Raw genomic sequence first — 19,282 nt, 5'->3', positions numbered from 1 at the left:
ATCAATACTAAGGTCAATAATGCCATTAAAAATACAACTTGAAACCCTGTTGTGTATAAATCCGACAAATTTAGTTGATTTTTTTTAAATCCCCCTCATCTTCGGTTAATATAAAGGCATCAGCTTGAGGAATATTGTTATGTCGACTGAGAACACCAACACTGCTGTTGCAGAAGAAATTCCGAACCTTTTGATTACACCATCTGCACAAGAGTATTTGCACGAATTATTGGCGAAGCAAAATACTCCGGGAATTGGCGTTCGAATTTTTGTTGAACATCCGGGTACACCACGTGCAGAGTGCTGTATGGCATATAGCGCACCAGACGAAGTGGTACCAACGGATTATAAACAGGACTATCCTGATTTTCCCGCATACATTGATGCACCGTCTATTCCATATCTTTTAGACGCTGTAATTGATTACAACAAAGACCGTTTTGGTGGTCAGTTAACCTTCCGTGCACCAAACTCTAAAGTGCCACGCGTAGGACCAGATGCTTCAATTGAAGAACGTATTACTTACATTCTTCAAGCAGAAATTAACCCAGGTCTTGCAGGGCATGGCGGTAATTGTAGCTTGGTAGAAGTGCAAGATGACCCAGAACATGGTTTAACTGCTGTATTGAAATTCGGTGGTGGTTGCCAAGGTTGTTCTGCAATCGATGTGACTTTAAAACAAGGCGTGGAAACAACCTTGAAAGAAAACATTCCTGAGCTTCAACGTGTGGTTGACCAAACAGACCATACGCAAGCAGAAGGCGCTTACTTCAAATAATAAAACTATTTGAAAAGTGAAATAAAAAAGCCTCTTCATGAGGTTTTTTTATTTTTAGTAATTGAAAATAATTATCAATATTATTTATTTTATTATTTAAATTTGTTACATTTGTTTAAGTAAAACTTAATATTTATTCATAATTTAATCTGTTGGAGCAGGATATGACTAAGCGTATTTTCCAATCTGTACTATCAATTTCGGTACTTACAGGAATGTTTCCTGCGGCTTATGCCGCTGAAAGTGAAAATATTTTAGTTGATTCTTCCAGAAAAAATGAAAAAGATAGTGAGGTTGCACAGTTAGAAAAAATAGTCGTGACAGCAAGTGGTTTTGAACAAAATATAAAAAAAGCAGCTGCTTCTATTTCCGTTTTAACTCAAGATGAAATTAATAAAAAAGCATATCGTGATGTTACCGATGCACTTAAAGACGTACCTGGTGTTGTGGTTACAGGCGGTGGTAGTTCATCTGATATCAGTATTCGTGGAATGGGGAGTGCCTATACCGTTATTATGGTCGATGGTAAGAAAGTAAATACACGTTCTGTACGACCAAATAGTGATAATTCAGGTATTGAACAAGGTTGGTTACCGGGAATCGAAAGTATCGAACGTATTGAAGTTATTCGTGGTCCAATGTCTGGACTCTACGGTTCAGATGCGATGGGCGGTGTAATTAATATTATTACTAAAAAAGTTGCAGATGTTTGGAGTAGCTCGGTTAAGTTAGATACAACCATTCAAGAAAACAACAAATCTGGCAATCTTTACCAAGCCAATACATATGTTTCAGGGCCATTAATTAAGAATTTACTTGGGTTAAAGGCCAACGGGACATTTTCACAAAGAGATGAAGATGAAATTATTGGTGGTTATAGCAAACAAAAAATCCGTGCTGGTGGGGCTACTTTAAGTCTGACTCCGAATGACCAACATACCATTGAACTTGAATATCAGCGTTCTATTCAAAATCGTAATGCTACAGTTGGAAAATCAGTTTCGCCTATTCAAACTGGACGTAATCCACCAGTGGATTCAATAACGGATTATTATCGTACCGAATATAGTTTGACCCATCGTGGTGACATTGGTCCTGTGAAAACCCATTCTTATATTCAACGCGAAGAGAACAAGAACCCATCTAGAAATATGGAAGCGGTAAATACTACTTTTAATACGCTTAACCAGATCACACTCGCAAATCATGCACTGAGCGTTGGAGGCAGTTATTTAAAAGAAGAATTAGATGATTTAGGAAACCAGTTAAAAGTGGGCGGGTCACAACCTGTTTCTAATTTAGATCGTTATAGCTGGGCATTATTTGCAGAAGATGCATGGAATATTATTGATCCTTTTACTTTAACAATGTCACTGCGTATGGATCAGGACGAAAAATTTGGAGATCATTTCACTCCTAAAGTTTACGGTGTGTGGACTTTAAATGATAACTGGATCATTAAAGGTGGTGTATCAACAGGCTATAAAACACCTGCGCTAAGAGCGACAGTAGCAGAATGGGGACAAGCTACGGGAGGAGGACGTTCGGCAGGGGTAATTGTTGGTAATCCAAATCTAAAACCAGAAAAAAGTACTAACTATGAGCTGTCATTTTCTTGGGATAATTTAGATAACTTGAATGCTGGCCTAACGATTTTTAATAGCGAATTTAAGGATAAAATTACAGAAGTTAGAACCTGTTCAGGAGATGCAGGTACTTATAATTGTGATTGGTTAGGTACAAAATTTGATTTTGTCAGTCAACGTACGAATGTAGATAAAGCCAGTATGAGAGGGGTTGAAGCGACGTTTGGTTGGCTCATTTCACCTGACTTAAAGTTGAATGCTAATTATACCTATACTGATACAGAGCAAAAGAGTGGGGAGTTTAAAGGCCAACCTTTAAATGAAATGCCGGAACACATGTTTAATACCACTTTAGATTGGCAAGTGAATGATTTGGTGGGGATGTGGAGCCGTTTGAATTTCCGTAGTAAAACTTCTGAATATTTAAGCCGAACTTCAATGGCTGAAGGAAAGCCTGCTTATGGGTTGGTTGATATTGGTATGAACTATAAACCGACTGACAAAATCCAAGTTGCAGCAGGTATTTATAACTTATTTGATAAAGATATTGATGTAGCAACTTACAATTATGTTTTAGACGGACGCCGTTATAATTTAGGAATTATTTATAAATTTTAAATAGTTAAACAACAAAGGTGTTTTAAGCGCCTTTGTTGTTTAGAATATCTAATGTTTTTTTAGAATAATAAAATTTCTCTAGATACACGCGAGCACGGCGTCTTAAATGTCCTGTTGTTACTAATTGCTGTAATACTGGTACAAGTAACTGAGTGAGTTCGTGTCGTACTAGACTTTCATCAATATTAAGGTCACGCAGTAATAAGTCGAAGTTACGTTCCTGATTACGGACGTACCAAGTGTAAATACCATCATGTACTTGTTGTTTCAGGTAATCAGTTTGACGAATATGGTCCCAAATCTCATGTCCTAAGCCCACTGTTTTTGTTAGATCTTGGACTTCTACATAATTTTTCAAAACAGAAAGAGGCATCGTTTTAACTTTGTGCCAAACATTTGCCTGAAAATGGTAGAGCTTATCATTGTCAAAATGTTGGTTTAAAACACGCTCACTCATTTGGCTGAGTTTTAAAATATTCTTTTGCAAATAATGGTTAATGGTATCGTCGAGATTAGAATCGGTGACTGTTTCTAATACCGATTTACCCATTTTCATAAAACGGCCTACACCTGGTACGCGTTTTGACATAGATTCATCTAAATAATCATGCATTGTTTGCTGAATCAGTTGCGTTAAAAGGGCAGAAAAGGCCGGATTATTTACAATTGTTTTAATGAGTTTTTTACGGTGCTCTTCTTTACTTGCAACATACTGCGCAATGCGGTCAATGGTTAAAACAGGAATAACGTCTTCAACTGTTGCCGTGTCATTTGCAGGATGAATGAGTGCAAATCGAATATGCTCGGCAATCTGTTCAATCAAAAAATCAGAAGCAGGTGTATCTAAAATCTGCTTTTGAATGAGCTGTTGAATTTGGTCAAAGGTCCAAAGGTGTTGTAATTGTCGACTGCCGAACCAATGATAAAATTGTTCAAACTCTTGTTGGATCACCTGAGTCTGAGCAAATTGCTCATCTAAAAAATCTAGATGAGCTTCAATAAGTTTTTCTATGATTGGTTGGGTAGACATAAGGTCTCACAAGTCCGAAGTTTTATTTAAGGTGCGGTCGTTTTTGACGTCTGATCTGTTTCTACTTTTAGTAAAAACGGTACATATTGTTGAATAACTAACTGCTCAGCTTCCAATATTGGCATATGGCCTACGTTTTCTAAAATAACTGGAGGCTGTGCGTTTTTCAAAAGTCGTTTTAGTTCACTCGCCACTTCTACATTAATAATCTTATCTTGTTTGCCCCATAAAATGAGTGTGGGTGCGTCAATGGTTTTGGTGAGTACTGCAAATGAGTCTGGAGTATAGACTTTATTGAGTGCAATCAGTTGGTCGACCAATTTTTGAGTTTGTGGTGCCTGATTAATCATCAGTTTTTCTTGAGCTTGTAAGAACTCTTTAGGAATAAACGGAGGATTAAACATGGTTTGTTTTAATAAATAATTAAAGTCACCTTTTTTAGAGACTAAAAGTTGTTTTAAGTAGGCTGGGTCTTTTAGATAAATTGTATTGGCAGAACGGAAAATACCGCCGCTATCAACTAAAAATAGACTTTTGGTTTCAAATGGATACTGTCCAGCATATAGTAGGGCAATAGAACCACCAAGTGAGTGCCCAGCAATATGGATAGGTCCTTTCAGATTTTCAGCTTCAACAAAACGGCGTAATTTTTCAGCAAGGTTCGGAACCGAATAGTCGAAGTCTGGAGCAACAATAGTTTCGCCGCTACCTGGTAAGTCTGGAATAATGACGTGGTAATTCGTAGTTAAGTAATGCGCCATGCGATTCCAATTGTCACGACTGCCACCTAAACCATGAATAAGTAATAAGGTTGGTTTTGTGGTCGAACCACCTTCACTATATGACCAAGTGATATCACCTACTTTTAATTTTTTGCTTTGAAGGCCAGCCCAGCTACGTTCTTGCTGTAAGACTGTTTGGAACGTCACATCAAGATTATCGGTTGCCTGTGCTTGAGAAATGCTCATAACCGACCATAAGCTACAAGCTAATGTCAGTGCAGTAGCAGTTTTTTTCATAGAGGCTTTAATTGATGCAGACAGCCTGGTCATAGATTTCATCCTTGAAGCTTAAGCGAGTTTGAAAAATTATTGAAAAACTTTGCCAATGAGTCATTTGTCAAACGTTTGGAATGAAGAAAATTATAGTCAATCTACAAACTAAAGTATGTCTATTTTTTCACTAAACAGTAGGGAATATGCAGTAATAGCTATCTTAAAATCGTTTGAGTATTTTTAAATTTTTTCATGAAAAAGGATTTATTTTTTGTCAGTGACATTCAAATTTTGACACATTAAAATGATTTCCAACCTTGAAAAAACAATGGAAATATACAATGCCTACTGCGCAAGAAGTTTTGGATCGTCTGAAAGCTGGTAATCAACGATTTGTAAATGGAAATACTTCCCTTACAAAAACCTTATCGCATCATGAACGCGCTGAAATGGCAAAGGATCAAAATCCGTTTGCAATTGTATTAGGCTGTTCAGATTCTCGTGTACCAGCAGAAATGGTATTTGATCAAGGTCTTGGTGACTTATTCGTCATTCGCGTTGCTGGTAATGTAGTTGCACCTTCACAAGTTGGTAGTGTTGAGTTCGCAGCAGAGCGCTATGACTGTCCAGTTGTAGTTGTATTAGGACATAGTCATTGTGGCGCGATTCAAGCAACAATTGATACATTAATGAACCCTGATCAACCTCCTTCATCTAATTTGATGTCGATTGTGAACCGTGTTCGTCCATCTGTTGAAATTTTAATGCAAACTGACTTAAAAAATGATTTGAAAAAATTATCATGTCATGCAGTACGTTCAAACGTTTTTGCTTCGGTAAATCAGTTACGTCATGGGTCGGCAGTACTAGAAAATTTAATTGCACAAGGTAAATTAATTGTTGTAGGCGCTGAATATTCACTAGAAACTGGTGAAGTTACTTTTTTTGACTTCTGATCAGTCTAAAAGATTTAAAACTAAAAGGTGCCTATAGGGCACCTTTTATGTATGGATAAGCTAAATTAAGTAGTTTCGATTGTGCTTGAGCATTTGGATGAATCAAGTCATTTTGCATAAAGTGTTTTTGACCAGCGACTCCATCAAGGAAAAATGGTAGTAATTTCACCTGATATTTTTGACTTACAGTTTTGTAGCTGTTTTCGAAAGCTTTGCTATAAACGGCCCCATAATTTGGCGGAATCTTCATACCAAAAAGAATAACCTGCGCTTTTTGTTTTTGGCTTAACTGGATGAGCTGAGACAGATTTTGTTGAATCATTTGTGGCGGTTGACCTCTTAAACCATCATTCCCACCTAACTCAATAACAACAACCTCGGGTTTATAAGTTTGTAAAAGTTTAGGTAATCTTGCCAAAGCCCCACTTGTGGTTTCACCACTCGTACTTGCATTGACCACTTTATGTTGTTTGGGATACTGTTGGTCTAAACGTTTTTGTAGTAATTGTACCCAACCTTGTTTAGGGTCTATTCCATAACCGGCACTAATACTATCTCCTAAAATTAAAATAGTTTTGGCCGAGACGAACATAGGCAATATGCTCAATGAAATGAGCAAGAGACTTTTAGAACTAAACAAATAAGATTTATACATTTGTGTTTCGACCCGAATACTAAATATATAGGACTGTCCACATCATGCCACAACCTATCATTGCTGCCCATCAAGTTACACAAACTATTCAGATTAACCAAAATCAGTTTACGATTTTAAAAAATATTGATTTAGAAATTTATGACGGGGAGCAGGTAGCAATTACGGGACGTTCTGGTTCTGGTAAATCAACCTTACTGGGTATTTTAGCGACTTTAGATCAGCCGTCTGAAGGAGAAGTATGGTTATGTGGACAGGCGGTTCATGAGTTAACAGAAGAGCAGCGCGCTCAAATTCGAATGCAGCATATCGGCTTTGTATTTCAGTCTTTCCAACTTTTACCGCAGTTAAGTGCGCTTGAAAATGCAATGTTACCGCTTCGGTTGCGTAAAGATTTTGATTATAAAGTTGCTGAACAAAAAGCCTTAGATTGGTTGCATCGAGTAGGCTTAAGCCGACAGGCAGAGCAAACCCCTAAAGTCTTATCTGGAGGAGAGCAGCAACGTGTGGCAATTGCTCGGGCTCTCATTGCCGAACCACAAATCATTTTTGCCGATGAACCTACTGGGAACTTAGATGGACAAACAGCTCAAGAAATTGAAACTCTACTTTTTGATTTAAATAAAGAGCTCGGTACAACGCTTATTTTGGTTACACATGACCGTAACTTGGCAGCGCTTTGTCAACGTCATGTTGAGTTAGATGATGGTCGACTAAAGACGGTACAGGGTGGTTGAATTATGCGCAATCTTCTCAAACCACTTTTGCTACAAAGCTTTCGTACCGGAGGGTTATATTTACTCATTATTGCGCTTTCACTTGCCATTAGCGCAACCACGGCCCTTAAGTTTAGTAATGATCAAGTTAAAAATGCGGTAAGTCTACAAGCAGCGCAAATGTTAGCGGCCGATTTAGTTTTATCGAATAATGAACCTCTAGACACTAAATGGCAAAAAAGGGCGGAACAGATTGGATTAAAGCAGACTCATGTGACCATGTTTAGTTCAATGGCGCATACTCAAGATCAGTTTGTCATGGTCAATGTCAAAGCAATAGAACCTGCTTTCCCATTAAGAGGAAAGCTTGAGATTGCACCCCGTGCTCATAGCATTCAACCAAGCCAAGTGTGGTTAAGTCAAAGAGCAGCCGATTTACTTAAAGTTAAACTAGGCGATACGGTTTCTATTGCAGATGCCGAATTCCGTTTTAGTGGTGTCATCGTACGAGATTCAAATCAAGAGTTAGGTTTTTCTGGTTTTTCGCCTACTGTGATTATTCATCAGGCAGATATTGCTAAAACGCATGCAATACAAACTGGCAGTAGAATTGATTATCGACTGTTAATGTCTGGTCAACCGAAACAGGTTCAGAACTTTAGTCAGCAATTTAAACAGCAACATAAACCGGTAAATGATCAGGAAGAACCCACAGGTTTACGCTTACGCGATGCAAGTGAATCCAATAGTAGATTATTACGTCCGTTAGAAAACTTAGATACCTTCTTACAACTCGCGAATATTTTAACGATTCTATTATGTGGCATTGCCATCGCGTTAACGAGTCAACGTTACGTTCAGCAAAACCAAGACCATATTGCTTTAATACGTTGTTTAGGTGCCAGTAAGTTTCAAATTTTATGGGCCTATATCGGGCTACTTTGTGTAGTCAGTGCGGTTTCGATTGTGATCGGTAGCCTACTCGGAATAATGATGGGCTATGGCTTGCTTGAGCTTATGTTACAACTGATACCACAACTAGAGTTAAGTTTCTCTGTAGTCGGCTTTTTAATCGGCCCCTTACCAATTGCCATTTTTACGAGTGTAATCGTGTTACTTGGATTTATTTTGCCAAGTATTTGGGAGCTGTTAAATACACCTCCAATTCGAGTTATTCGAGAGCAGGAAAAATCTCGAAAATCACTATTTTTTATGCTCTTTGCAGGTATTACCAGTCTTGTTATTTTTAGCTTAGTTTTAAGTGAAAACTTGATGCTCAGCATTTGGGTATTAACAGCGATTATTCTACTTTGCATTTTACTTTACACTGTTGTCTGGCTATTGCTTCGTGCTTTAAAAAAGATGAAAACTCGTTTGTCTTTTTATATTCGTTCACCATCGCAAAGTGCCTTACAAATTACAGCACTGGCTTTGGGGTTAAGCCTCATTACCGTGTTAAGTGTATTAAGAACAGATTTATTAGAGCGTTGGCAACAGCAATTACCAGAGGGAACACCAAACCAGTTTGTTTATGGCCTACCTCCATTCGATTTAAAAGCTTTTGAGCAACAGTTAAAGCAAAATGGTTGGCAAAGTACACCGTTATATCCAAACATTCGTGGGCGTTTACTTGTCAAGAATGATGTGCCTTTTTCAGAAGAAGCCATAAAGCAAAATAATGCTTTACGCCGTGAATTAAATTTAACTCAGTCGAGTGCTTTACCAAATGACAATGCCATTACAAAAGGTCAATCAGGGTTCAACGCTGTAGGGCAGGTTTCAGTAGAGGCAAAAACTGCTGAAAGTCTAGGTATTCAGATTGGCGATAAGCTGACTTTTAGCCTGCCAGATGGTACTTTGCAGGCTAAAGTTGTGAATTTTAGAAGTGTTGAATGGGAAAGTTTTAGTCCAAACTTCTTCTTTATTTTTTCGCCAAAAACTTTAGATGAAAATGCGGGTAGCTACTTGGGTAGCTTTTATGTGCCTAAGCAAGATCAACCTAAAATGATCCATGTGATTCAGCAATTTTCAAATACAGTTTTTATTGATGTTGACCGTATTTTGGATGAAGTAAAGCGTTTAATGAATGTATTAGTCAAAATCGTGACTGTACTTGCGGCATTAGTTGGCTTTTCTGGAATACTCGTTTTAATTGCTTGTTTAAACCTGTTAATGGATGAACGCCGTCGGGAAGTTGCTTTATTACGGTCATTTGGTTTGTCTAAAAATAAAATGAAGCAAATGCTGAGCTTAGAAATTGGATTTTTAGGTCTGTTAGCAGGCATTGTTGCCTGCTGCTTTGCCGAGGTGATTAGCGCGATTGCAAGTTATAAAATGAATATGGCTCTACAGTGGCATATTGAAATATGGTTGATTTTACCCCTTGCTATGATGCTCATTTGCGCTCTCATTGGTCGATATCGACTAGGATATCTTTGTAATTTGCCACCATTACAAAGTTTGCGAGAGCTGAACCAGATTTAAGTTAAGGTAGTATTTCTGGGTTCTGAATTAAAACCTCATGCCAAAGCGGAAGTAATGGTGAGTTGAGCTGATTACAGTAAATATAGAAGCCGACTGTTATTAAAAGGCCTCCCACCAACCCTAAAAATTTTAGGAGGCTTCTAAATTGAGTGCGATAGCTTAAATACCAAATCAGTGCGAGTAATGCACCCATAATCATGCCACCAACATGTGCAGCATTATTAATACCTGTGGCAACCAAACCGAATATAAGGTTAATCGCCATAATCATTAATAATGCTTTTTTATCAAGTATGTAGGCTTGGTGCGGTAAGGGTGGAAATAAAGAAAGAACAGTTAAAGCTGCACCTAGTCCCATCACGGCACCCGAGGCACCCGCACTTACGTGAGGAAGTAAGCTTTGATCGAAATGTTGTAGTAATTCATGTCCATTTTGAATATTGATATAACTACTTAAAAGGCTGCCAAACAGACCAGCAAGCAAATACAGACCAATAAAATATAAACGACCAAATAAAGCTTCAGCGACATTACCGAAAATATATAAGGCCCACATGTTAAGCATAAGGTGAATAATACCAAAGTGAAAAAACATGCTGGTAAATAAACGTTCTGGCTGTCCAGAGAAAGTAAGTGGTGTAAAATCTGCTCCCCAGTGAAGAGCATCTTTTATGGCTGGGTCACTAATGTCGACCCCAGATATAATTTGCCAGATGAACAAACCTACATTGATTGAGATCAGTAGGGCGGTCAGCCACCATGCTTGTACATTGAGTTTACGATTAATGTGCGGAGGCTGAGATTGAGTCATGCTATGCTTTTGTTATATATGAACATGCTTTACAGCTTAACATGAAAAAAGTTGAATACAGGAGATCAGGACGAACATGAAAGCTTTTATTGTTCGCGTGTTGTTAATTTTTATTGGGGCAATTCTCTTAATTCAGCTTTGGATCTTCTCAAGTTTGGTTTGGTGGCGTACACATGAAGTTGATACTACCATGTTTATGCGAATTGATTATTGGTCAGATACATCTCGGCCAATCGTTCATGAATGGCTCGACTATGACGATATTAGCGATAATTTCAAACATGCGATTTTAGCTGGTGAAGATGCAAAATTTATCCATCATCATGGTTTTGATTGGCAAGGTATTCGTTTTGCCCTTGAGCGTAACAATGAAGAGGGTGAAGTTGTTGCGGGTGGTTCTACCGTGTCTCAACAGCTTGCAAAGAATTTGTTCTTATATAATAAGCGTTCATTTATTCGTAAAGGCCAAGAAACAGTAGCAACATGGATGATGGAGCGCATGTGGTCAAAACGCCGAATTCTTGAGGTGTATATGAACTCGGTTGAATTTGGCAAACATTTATATGGTGTTGAAGCGGCTTCCCAATATTATTATGGTAAAAGTGCTAAAAGCTTAACGCGTGAACAAGCTGCTTTTTTAGCCGCGTTATTGCCTGATCCAAAATATTATCAAGATCACCGTAATGACCATAAACTACAATATCGAAAACGCGTTATTTTACGTTATATGAATAGCACCCAGATTCCTGAATAACTCTGTCTTAAAGATGTGTTATTTTTTTAGTTTTTATCAAATTGACATAAATTTGCAGCATACTATTTTGCAGAGATTTTGGTTGGAAAGAGATTAAGTTAGACATGAATACAGCGATTACAGCAACGACCCCAACAGAATATAGTTATAACGACCGTTATATTAATCGTGAATTGTCTATTCTTGACTTTCATTTGCGCGTATTGGAGCAGGCAGTCGACCCTTTACATCCATTACTTGAGCGAATGAATTTCTTGCTCATTTTTTCGCGTAATTTAGATGAGTTTTTTGAAATTCGTGTGGCAGGAGTCATGGAGCAATATGCTCTAGGCAATGAAAGTCGAAGCCCTGATGGTTTAACACCAAGACAAGTCTTACAAAAAATCTCTGAGACTGCTCATGCGGCAATTGAACGCCAATATCGTATTTTAAATGAAGAAATTTTGCCTAAACTTCGTGAAGAAGACATTTGCTTCTTGCGTCGTGGGGAGTTAACACCCGCTCAATCGGCTTGGGTTAAAAAATATTTTCAGGAACAAGTCGCACCTGTTTTAACACCAATTAGTCTAGATCCAGCTCATCCATTTCCGCGTTTAGTCAATAAAAGCCTGAACTTTATTGTGACCTTGGAAGGTAAAGATGCGTTTGGTCGTCAAATTGATTTAGCCGTTGTACCAGCGCCGCGTTCATTACCACGTGTTGTACGATTACCAGATGAGTTAACAGGCGGTAAAGAGCATCATGTCATGCTGTCTGCAATTATTCATGAACATGTATCAGACTTGTTCCCTGGCATGACTGCAACAGGTTGTTATCAATTTCGTGTAACTCGTAATGCCGATTTGGCGCTCAATGAAGACGTTGAAGATTTAGCTAAAGCTTTAAAAGGTGAATTAAGTTCACGCCGATTTGGTCGTGCAGTTCGTTTGGAAGTAACTCATAACTGTCCACAACATATTTATGAATATCTGCTTGAAGAATTCGACTTAAACGAAGAACAACTATATAAAGTTGATGGTCCTGTAAACTTGGCTCGTTTGGTTTCAAACTTTAAACGTCCTCATTTGCGTTATGACTCACATACGCCAGTCGTACCGAAAGTGTTTAAAAAGACCGAGAGTATTTTCTCGGCCATGCAAAAGCAGGATATTTTACTTCATCATCCATTTGAATCTTTTGCTCCAGTTATTCAGTTACTTCGCGAAGCAGCACGTGATCCACAAGTACTTGCAATTAAACAAACGCTTTACCGTAGTGGTGTTGATTCGGAAATTGTACAAGTCTTGGCTGAAGCTGCACGTAATGGAAAAGAAGTAACGGCAGTTATTGAATTACGTGCCCGTTTTGATGAAGAATCAAACATTGAAGTGGCGAATGTACTTCAAGAAGCAGGAGCGGTAGTCGTTTACGGTATCGTGGGTTATAAAACCCATGCCAAAATGATTATGGTGGTACGCCGTGAAAATAATAAATTGGTACGTTATGTTCATTTAGGAACAGGTAACTACCATGCGATGAATGCCCGTATTTATACCGATTATGGTCTCATGACGACTGATAAAGACTTATGTGAAGACGTACATCGTATCTTCCAAGAGTTAACAGGTATGGGCAAAATGGCAAAACTGAAAAAGTTGCTCCATGCACCTTTTACTTTGCATGCTCAGCTTATCAACTTTATTGATGAAGAAATTGCCAATGCAAAGGCTGGTCGTAAAGCTCAAATTATTGTGAAAGTGAATGCTTTAACGGAAGTTCAATTAATCAATAAATTGTATGAAGCTTCTCAAGCAGGGGTACAGGTAGATCTCATTATCCGTTCTATTTGTTGCTTACGCCCAGGATTGCCAAATTTATCGGAAAATATTCGAGTACGTTCAATCGTAGGACGATTCCTTGAGCATACACGTGTTTATTATTTTAGTAATAATGGTGATGCACGTATTTACTGTTCAAGTGCAGACTGGATGGATCGTAACCTATTTAATCGTGTTGAAGCATGCTTCCCAATAGAAGATCCTGCATTGAAAAAACGTATTTATCAGCAAGGTCTTCTTAATTATTTGCAAGACAATCAGCAAGCTTGGTTATTACAAGGTGATGGTACTTGGGTTCGTGCCCAACCTACTGAAGGTGAAAAACTACATAATGCTCAAAGAGAATTATTAGAAACATTTAAATAAAACTTAATATTAAAAAGCCGGCATCATGTCGGCTTTTTAATTGTTTGAAATTCATAGTAATTTAATCTGGTTTCTTAAATGGTTGCAGGATATACGATAATAGTTTGAATCACCGCAATATGTTTTAAAAATATGTGATTCTTTACATAAAACATTGAATTTTAAAAATATACAAATTATGTGAAATCTACTTTAATACGCTGCATTAAATATACTTAACTTTGGTAAGTGAATAATATGCAATGCTTTATTAAAAGTTTATTTATTAGAATATTTTTAGGGGTAATGCCAGTGACTGCGTATGCAGATCAAAAGTGCTATGGAGATATTATTGTATTTCATAAATATGATGATCAAATGATATATCCCTACTTTATACAACCTTCTAAGGAGAAAAATAAGAAAAATGAAATACAAAATAAGGTAATAACGGTTCAGAAAAGAAAACCTACTCAAGATGAGTTGGTAGCACAAAAGAAAGTTGAAGATACTCAATCAAAAAAAATAGAAGAAAAGAAAAATCTTGAGAATAAAAAACAGCTTGATGCAGCAGTGGCTAAAGAAATTTTAGAAAATGGCGAAAAAAAATGGATGGTACAAGTTGCGTTGGCACCTAATCAAAATAAAGCAAATATGATCCAGTCTCAATTGCAGGCGAAAGGATATAAGATTGTGACTAGCCCAACCACAAAAGGCATACGGGTTATGGTAGACCCCGCCAATGATTTTGCGATTGCACAAATTATTCGAGAAAAAATAATTTCAGATGAGAGTTTGGATCTGAAATCAGCTTGGGTCTTTAAATGGGCATCTTTAACAGCACAGTAAAAGAAAAAGGAGTCCGAAGACTCCTTTTTTTATTCATGTAAATTTGTTGTGATTTTCTGCATGATTTGCAGTAGTACATCAAACTCGCTTTGCAATGGCGTACTTTTACGTGTAACGAGCGCTAGAGTACGACTTGGTGCATCTTCAATTGGTTTTGCAGTAATCTGATCATTAAACTTGATCATACTGTTTTCAATTGCGATTTCTGGTAAAAGCGTAAAACCTAAATTAGAAGAAACCATTTCGACTAATGTTGGTAATGAACTTGCTTTTAAGCGGTTATCGTTTTTACGTTCACCAATTGGACAAGCACTTAATACATGGTCACGTAAACAGTGGCCTTCTTCAAGCAAAATAAGACGCGATAAATCAAGGTCATCGAGAGAGTTTGCTTGAAGTGCATTTGTATCTTGCTTACTACAAACAAGATATAAATTTTCTTTTGAAATTTCAGCTACTTTTAGACTTCTTGTGTCAAAAGGTAGGGCAAGGACAATCATGTCCAAATTACCGTGTTCTAAGCGCTCTACAATTTTCTCACTTTGAGCTTCATGTAAATGCAACTGAATCTTTGGTAATTGTTGATGTACTTCATCAAGTAACCGTGTCAGGATAAAAGGTGCAATGGTTGGAATAACACCCAAATGAAGATCACCAGTTAATGGTTCACTCATTTCACGGCTTAAACGCATTAAATCCTGAGCATCTGCTAGCAATACACGGGCTCTAGCAACGACTTGTTCACCTAATGGTGTTAAGCGCACATTCTGACGGTCACGCTCAACCAGAACGCCACCTAATAGCCTTTCCAGCTCCATGATACCGCCCGATAAAGTCGATTGGGTAACAAAAGAGCGGCGTGCTGCTTCAGTAAAATGCAAAGTTTCCGACAACGTAACTAAATATGATAGCTGTCTTAGTGAGGGTAATGCAGCCATAGTGTCCTAGTATGATGATTTAAAATGATGCGCAAATAAACCGCTAAGCTGTGGAATAAAATGGGCAGGGATATCATGCCCCATTCCATCAATTAATTCAAACTTAGCACCGGAAATTGCTTTTGCTACAGCCTTACCGTGGCTTGGTGGAAGTAAGCGGTCACGAGAGCCATGTAAGACTATGGTGGGTTGCTTAATTTCACGGTCCAGTTGCAGTAAGGAACCTGTACATAATATTGCTAAAAACTGTTGAAGTACACCAGCAGGATAATAGCTACGTTGATAAAGTTTTCGTGCAGTTTGAACGGCTTCAATATGATTAATATAACCAGGAGAACCAATCAATTGGAATAATTTTAAGCTGTGGTTAACAATCCCTTCTTCATCACGTGATTCGGGCTTGCCAATCAAGCTTAAAAGTTGTTTAGGAAACGGTGGTGGTAAAAAAGGTTGGTTGTTACTGGTAAACATCAAACCTAATTTTTCTACTTTTTCTGGATATTTTGCAGCAAGAATCTGGGCAATCATACCACCCATTGATGCACCCACCACATGTGCTTTACTTACGCCTAAACGGTCGAGAAGCATCGATACGTCGTCTGCCATATCATACAATGTATAAGGTGCGCCCTGATTTTTTAGCCCTAATGCAAAGCGTCCCATCAACATCATGGTATTTAAACGTTTACCCTGATGACGAACTTTTGAAGAAAGGCCAATATCACGGTTATCAAAACGAATAACACGAAAACCTTGATCAATGAGCGATTTACAGAAAAAGTCCGGCCAAAATAGCATTTGGGCACCTAAGCCCATAATTAGCAAAATGGTCGGATGCTCTGCTTTTCCACCTACTTCTACATGCAATTCAATACCATTGCCTAAGTTGACTTTGGTTTCTTGCATAAAAGGAGTGTAGGGTGAAATACTAAATTGTAAGGCGCTATTCATGTTATGCATTCCTTGAAGGAATACTCTTGAGCGAGTATTCCCAGTTTAAACCTTATGCTTGGGCAGGAATAAGATCTGGAACAAGCTTAGTTAACGTTAAACGTTGCTTGCCTGCTGTTGCACCTAACAATACGAAACCACGCAATGTTCCTTCATTGTCAATTGCTTTAGCAAGCATACCATCGTCGAATTCTTCAGTTTCCCAATTTACATCGACATCAACCGGTGCAGGTAAAACTGTAAGTGGTGCAGCCGGGGTTTTTACCGCAACTGGCATTGCAGGGTAATGTACATTTGTTTGTTGGCCGCTTAATGTTTTTGCTAGAGCACGCGCTTGTTGCATAATTGGCATTACATATGGAAGCAGGGTACCGTTCACTTCCGCACAGTCACCAATCGCATAAATATCTGCTTGATTCGTTTCAAGCAAGCTATTAGTAATTACACCACGGCTGGTTTGAATTTTTGCGCTTTGAGCAAGAGAAATATTTGGTTGTAGGCCAATTGCTGAAAGCACGATATCAGCAACTAAAGTTTGACCATTTGCTAATGTAACGGCGTAATCTTCACCGTTATTGATTTTACTTACTTTTTCAACGGTTGTGCCTAATGCAAATTTAACTCCTGCTTCTTCAAGATTTTCTTGGAAAGCTGAAGCAATGTGTGACGGTAACAAACGGCCTAATGGTTGAGGTGCTAAATCAATTACCGTTACATCATATTCACTATGAAGTAAGTCGTTGGCAAATTCGCAACCAATCAAACCAGCACCCAAAATCACAACACGTTTATCTTTGCGCTGAGCAAGGTTTTCGCGGAAGGTACGATAATCAATCAGTGAGTTCACTACATGAATGTCATCACTGCCATCACCTGCAATTGCAAGACGAATCGGGTTAGCACCAACGGCTAAAATCAGTTTTGAATAGGGTTGATTTGAAGTTACCCCATCTTTCTCTAGAACAAGCTCATGACGCTCAGCTAAAATTTCTTTCACCCATGTAAAAGGTTCAATACGCATATTGAGCTGTGCACTCATTTTTGCAGCATCACCTAACGGAATTTGTTCCGGAGCCTTTTTACCTGCAAAAGCGTTAGATAACGTTGGTTTTGCATAGTTCACCGCATCATCCGCACAAATCATCACAAGTTCTTGCTCTGGGTTAAGCTTACGGAACTCACGTGCTAAGGTATAACCCGCCATGCCTGATCCGATAATGACGATTGGATGCATTTTTTTCTCCAGAATTAGAATTGTTCATTTAATACGGTGATTGGTGATATATAAAAAAGACCATGTAAATCATGGCCTTTTAATTTAAGACATTAGATTTCGATCATTTCAAAGTCAGCTTTTGAAACGCCACAATCAGGGCAAGTCCAATCATCAGGGATATCTTCCCATTTTGTTCCAGCTGCAATGCCGTCTTGTGGCCAACCTTCTGCTTCATCGTAAATCCATCCACAAACGATACATTGATATTTTTTCATGAGACTCTCCGCACTGATAAGTTTGCTCAAAGCTGCCTTTCAGTAAAACTATTCCATCTATTAATAATGTAACTACGATCCGTTCAATAATAACTAATGTAGCTTTGATCGGGTATCAAATTTTTACGCAGTTCTACATTTAAAGTAAAGCACATAAGGGAGTTTAATCATTCGTAAGCAAAGGTGAATGGCATATCGAGACAAATAACTGGTTATTTAGGCAAAACTTCAACATAAGCACATAATAAATCATATGTTTTTATTCACTTATTAATGTAATAAGGTTTTAAGTGATATGAAGGGTTACAAAAAGAACAAAGCATTTATATAAATAAAGTTCTTAAAAACATAAGCTGATTAATAAATAGACAGATAAATTGATGTTTATATAAAACGAGAAAGTTTATTGAACACTTGAGTAACAGAGATAAGGAAATTGGATATGGAAATTCTAGTATATGAAGTAGAAATTAACGCGCCTATAGAAAAAGTATGGAACATACTCTGGAATAGCGATACATATAATGCATGGACGAAATTTTTTGCGCCAGATTCTTCAATGCGTACTGATTGGAAGATTGGTGGTAAAACATATTTTCTAGACGGAGAAGGAAATGGAATGGTTTCGACCATTGAAGAAATGAAAAAGCCTGAAGTGCTAATTTTTAAACATTTAGGAATGATTAAAGAAGGTAAGGAAGACTTAGAAAGTGAAGAGGTGAAAGGCTGGAGTGGTTCGTTAGAAAAATATTTTTTAAGCCAAAATGGGAATACTACAACTTTAAAAGTTGAATTGGCCACCTTACCTGAATATATCGGTATGTTAAAAAGTGGCTTTGTTCAAGGTTTTGAAGTTGTAAAACATATTGCAGAAGGGAGCTAGTTCATCTTGCTCAGTTGGTTGTTTAGGCAAAGTATTTTTTATGAATTTTAGAAATCAGATCATTGAGACGAGAAGGATAAGCAAGACGATGATGGCCTCCGTCATATGTTTCTACTGTCATATAAGGTGAAAGCTTTTCCTGTACTTGATACATATCAAGTTGCTCGTCTCCTAATTCTAAATAAGCCATTTTAGGATTAGAGTGATCAAGATCTTCATCACAAAGGTCGGGATAATCATTACGAAAACTAGGATTAAGGCTTGGATTGGCAACAACAACAGCTAATTTATGTTGAGCAGCTGTTTTTAAAGCCCAGTAGCCACCAAGGCTATGGCCGACTAATAAATCTGGTTTAATCGTTTCAATTGCTTGATGATAAAAGTCCTTCACTGAGGCATAACTTAAGTTACGATAATCCACATCAATACAAAATTTTTCAGGATGTAAAATGGCATGGAATTTTGTTGATTCACGAGAAGAATCCAAGCCATGTAAAAATAGAATTTTCATTATTTGCTACACAATCTCATAGATAAAATAAAAGGCAAAATAGGCCTTTTAAAAATCGAGGTTATTTGGATTTTTTTATATTTTACTTAAAGCAAAAAAAAATGATCTTAGCGA

18 protein-coding genes are annotated in these 19,282 nt (G+C 37.7%); 9 read left to right on the top strand and 9 right to left on the bottom strand.

The window, feature by feature from the left end; all coding sequences use genetic code 11:
• Nucleotides 1–139: 139 nt before the first annotated feature.
• Both nfuA and ACIF8R_RS05630 read left to right on the top strand, forming a co-directional pair.
• A complete protein-coding gene (gene nfuA / locus ACIF8R_RS05635) occupies nucleotides 140–778 on the top strand; it encodes a Fe-S biogenesis protein NfuA (protein ID WP_396479612.1) in 639 nt (212 codons plus the stop codon).
• A 164-nt stretch (nucleotides 779–942) separates the two neighbouring features.
• Nucleotides 943–2,982 carry a ligand-gated channel protein gene (locus ACIF8R_RS05630; RefSeq protein ID WP_396479610.1) on the top strand — a complete coding sequence of 680 codons (2,040 nt, stop codon included), beginning with the start codon at nucleotides 943–945 and terminating at the stop codon, nucleotides 2,980–2,982.
• A 22-nt stretch (nucleotides 2,983–3,004) separates the two neighbouring features.
• Here ACIF8R_RS05630 and ACIF8R_RS05625 read toward each other — a convergent pair whose 3' ends face one another.
• Entirely contained in the window at nucleotides 3,005–4,012 is a 1,008-nt protein-coding gene (locus ACIF8R_RS05625) for a hypothetical protein (RefSeq protein ID WP_396479608.1), read from the bottom strand.
• A gap of 26 nt (nucleotides 4,013–4,038) precedes the next feature.
• Complete coding sequence (locus ACIF8R_RS05620) at nucleotides 4,039–5,064, bottom strand: alpha/beta fold hydrolase (protein WP_396479606.1); 1,026 nt, start codon at nucleotides 5,062–5,064, stop codon at nucleotides 4,039–4,041.
• A gap of 284 nt (nucleotides 5,065–5,348) precedes the next feature.
• On the opposite strand from ACIF8R_RS05620, the gene ACIF8R_RS05615 reads away from it, so the two are divergent.
• Nucleotides 5,349–5,963, top strand: coding sequence for a carbonic anhydrase (locus ACIF8R_RS05615; protein ID WP_396479604.1), 615 nt, complete (start codon nucleotides 5,349–5,351; stop codon nucleotides 5,961–5,963).
• Between the two features lie 31 nt (nucleotides 5,964–5,994).
• On the opposite strand, the gene ACIF8R_RS05610 is transcribed toward ACIF8R_RS05615, so the two are convergent.
• Complete coding sequence (locus ACIF8R_RS05610) at nucleotides 5,995–6,618, bottom strand: arylesterase (RefSeq protein ID WP_396479602.1); 624 nt, start codon at nucleotides 6,616–6,618, stop codon at nucleotides 5,995–5,997.
• 44 nt (nucleotides 6,619–6,662) lie between these two features.
• Here ACIF8R_RS05610 and ACIF8R_RS05605 point away from each other — a divergent pair, with 44 nt between their 5' ends.
• Together ACIF8R_RS05605 and ACIF8R_RS05600 are read left to right on the top strand one after the other, a co-directional pair.
• Nucleotides 6,663–7,355 carry an ABC transporter ATP-binding protein gene (locus tag ACIF8R_RS05605; protein WP_396479600.1) on the top strand — a complete coding sequence of 231 codons (693 nt, stop codon included), beginning with the start codon at nucleotides 6,663–6,665 and terminating at the stop codon, nucleotides 7,353–7,355.
• 3 nt (nucleotides 7,356–7,358) lie between these two features.
• Entirely contained in the window at nucleotides 7,359–9,818 is a 2,460-nt protein-coding gene (locus tag ACIF8R_RS05600; RefSeq protein ID WP_396479598.1) for an ABC transporter permease, read from the top strand.
• A gap of 1 nt (nucleotide 9,819) precedes the next feature.
• On the opposite strand, the gene ACIF8R_RS05595 is transcribed toward ACIF8R_RS05600, so the two are convergent.
• Nucleotides 9,820–10,629, bottom strand: coding sequence for a rhomboid family intramembrane serine protease (locus ACIF8R_RS05595; RefSeq protein ID WP_396479596.1), 810 nt, complete (start codon nucleotides 10,627–10,629; stop codon nucleotides 9,820–9,822).
• A gap of 76 nt (nucleotides 10,630–10,705) precedes the next feature.
• Here ACIF8R_RS05595 and mtgA point away from each other — a divergent pair, with 76 nt between their 5' ends.
• From mtgA to ACIF8R_RS05580, 3 genes are all read left to right on the top strand, one after another.
• On the top strand, nucleotides 10,706–11,383 hold the full coding sequence (mtgA, locus tag ACIF8R_RS05590; protein WP_396479594.1) for a monofunctional biosynthetic peptidoglycan transglycosylase: 678 nt from the start codon (nucleotides 10,706–10,708) through the stop codon (nucleotides 11,381–11,383).
• Between the two features lie 104 nt (nucleotides 11,384–11,487).
• The gene (gene ppk1, locus ACIF8R_RS05585; protein ID WP_396462653.1) at nucleotides 11,488–13,566 is read left to right on the top strand and encodes a polyphosphate kinase 1; all 2,079 of its coding nucleotides are present in this window, start codon (nucleotides 11,488–11,490) and stop codon (nucleotides 13,564–13,566) included.
• Nucleotides 13,567–13,803: 237 nt separating this feature from the next.
• On the top strand, nucleotides 13,804–14,394 hold the full coding sequence (locus ACIF8R_RS05580) for an SPOR domain-containing protein (RefSeq protein WP_396479592.1): 591 nt from the start codon (nucleotides 13,804–13,806) through the stop codon (nucleotides 14,392–14,394).
• A gap of 29 nt (nucleotides 14,395–14,423) precedes the next feature.
• On the opposite strand, the gene oxyR is transcribed toward ACIF8R_RS05580, so the two are convergent.
• The 4 genes from oxyR to rubA all read right to left on the bottom strand — a co-directional run bounded on the left by oxyR (nucleotide 14,424) and on the right by rubA (nucleotide 17,774).
• A complete protein-coding gene (gene oxyR, locus ACIF8R_RS05575; RefSeq protein ID WP_002054474.1) occupies nucleotides 14,424–15,332 on the bottom strand; it encodes a LysR family transcriptional regulator OxyR in 909 nt (302 codons plus the stop codon).
• Between the two features lie 6 nt (nucleotides 15,333–15,338).
• Complete coding sequence (gene estB / locus ACIF8R_RS05570) at nucleotides 15,339–16,283, bottom strand: esterase EstB (RefSeq protein WP_396479590.1); 945 nt, start codon at nucleotides 16,281–16,283, stop codon at nucleotides 15,339–15,341.
• A 52-nt stretch (nucleotides 16,284–16,335) separates the two neighbouring features.
• Nucleotides 16,336–17,517 carry a rubredoxin reductase RubB gene (gene rubB / locus ACIF8R_RS05565; protein ID WP_396479588.1) on the bottom strand — a complete coding sequence of 394 codons (1,182 nt, stop codon included), beginning with the start codon at nucleotides 17,515–17,517 and terminating at the stop codon, nucleotides 16,336–16,338.
• Nucleotides 17,518–17,609: 92 nt separating this feature from the next.
• Nucleotides 17,610–17,774 carry a rubredoxin RubA gene (gene rubA, locus ACIF8R_RS05560; RefSeq protein WP_000760495.1) on the bottom strand — a complete coding sequence of 55 codons (165 nt, stop codon included), beginning with the start codon at nucleotides 17,772–17,774 and terminating at the stop codon, nucleotides 17,610–17,612.
• Nucleotides 17,775–18,216: 442 nt separating this feature from the next.
• Between rubA and ACIF8R_RS05555 the strand changes: the two genes are divergently transcribed.
• Entirely contained in the window at nucleotides 18,217–18,657 is a 441-nt protein-coding gene (locus ACIF8R_RS05555) for an SRPBCC domain-containing protein (RefSeq protein WP_016804059.1), read from the top strand.
• 22 nt (nucleotides 18,658–18,679) lie between these two features.
• Here the strand turns inward: ACIF8R_RS05555 and ACIF8R_RS05550 are convergent, their stop codons facing one another.
• Nucleotides 18,680–19,168: a YqiA/YcfP family alpha/beta fold hydrolase gene (locus ACIF8R_RS05550; RefSeq protein WP_000697206.1), complete on the bottom strand. Its 489-nt coding sequence runs from the start codon at nucleotides 19,166–19,168 to the stop codon at nucleotides 18,680–18,682.
• Nucleotides 19,169–19,282: the final 114 nt, after the last annotated feature.

This window comes from Acinetobacter sp. ABJ_C4_1, from assembly GCF_044538495.1.
In the GTDB taxonomy this organism is placed as follows: Bacteria; Pseudomonadota; Gammaproteobacteria; order Pseudomonadales; family Moraxellaceae; genus Acinetobacter; species Acinetobacter nosocomialis_A.
This window is presented reverse-complemented; position numbering and strand designations above follow the sequence as displayed.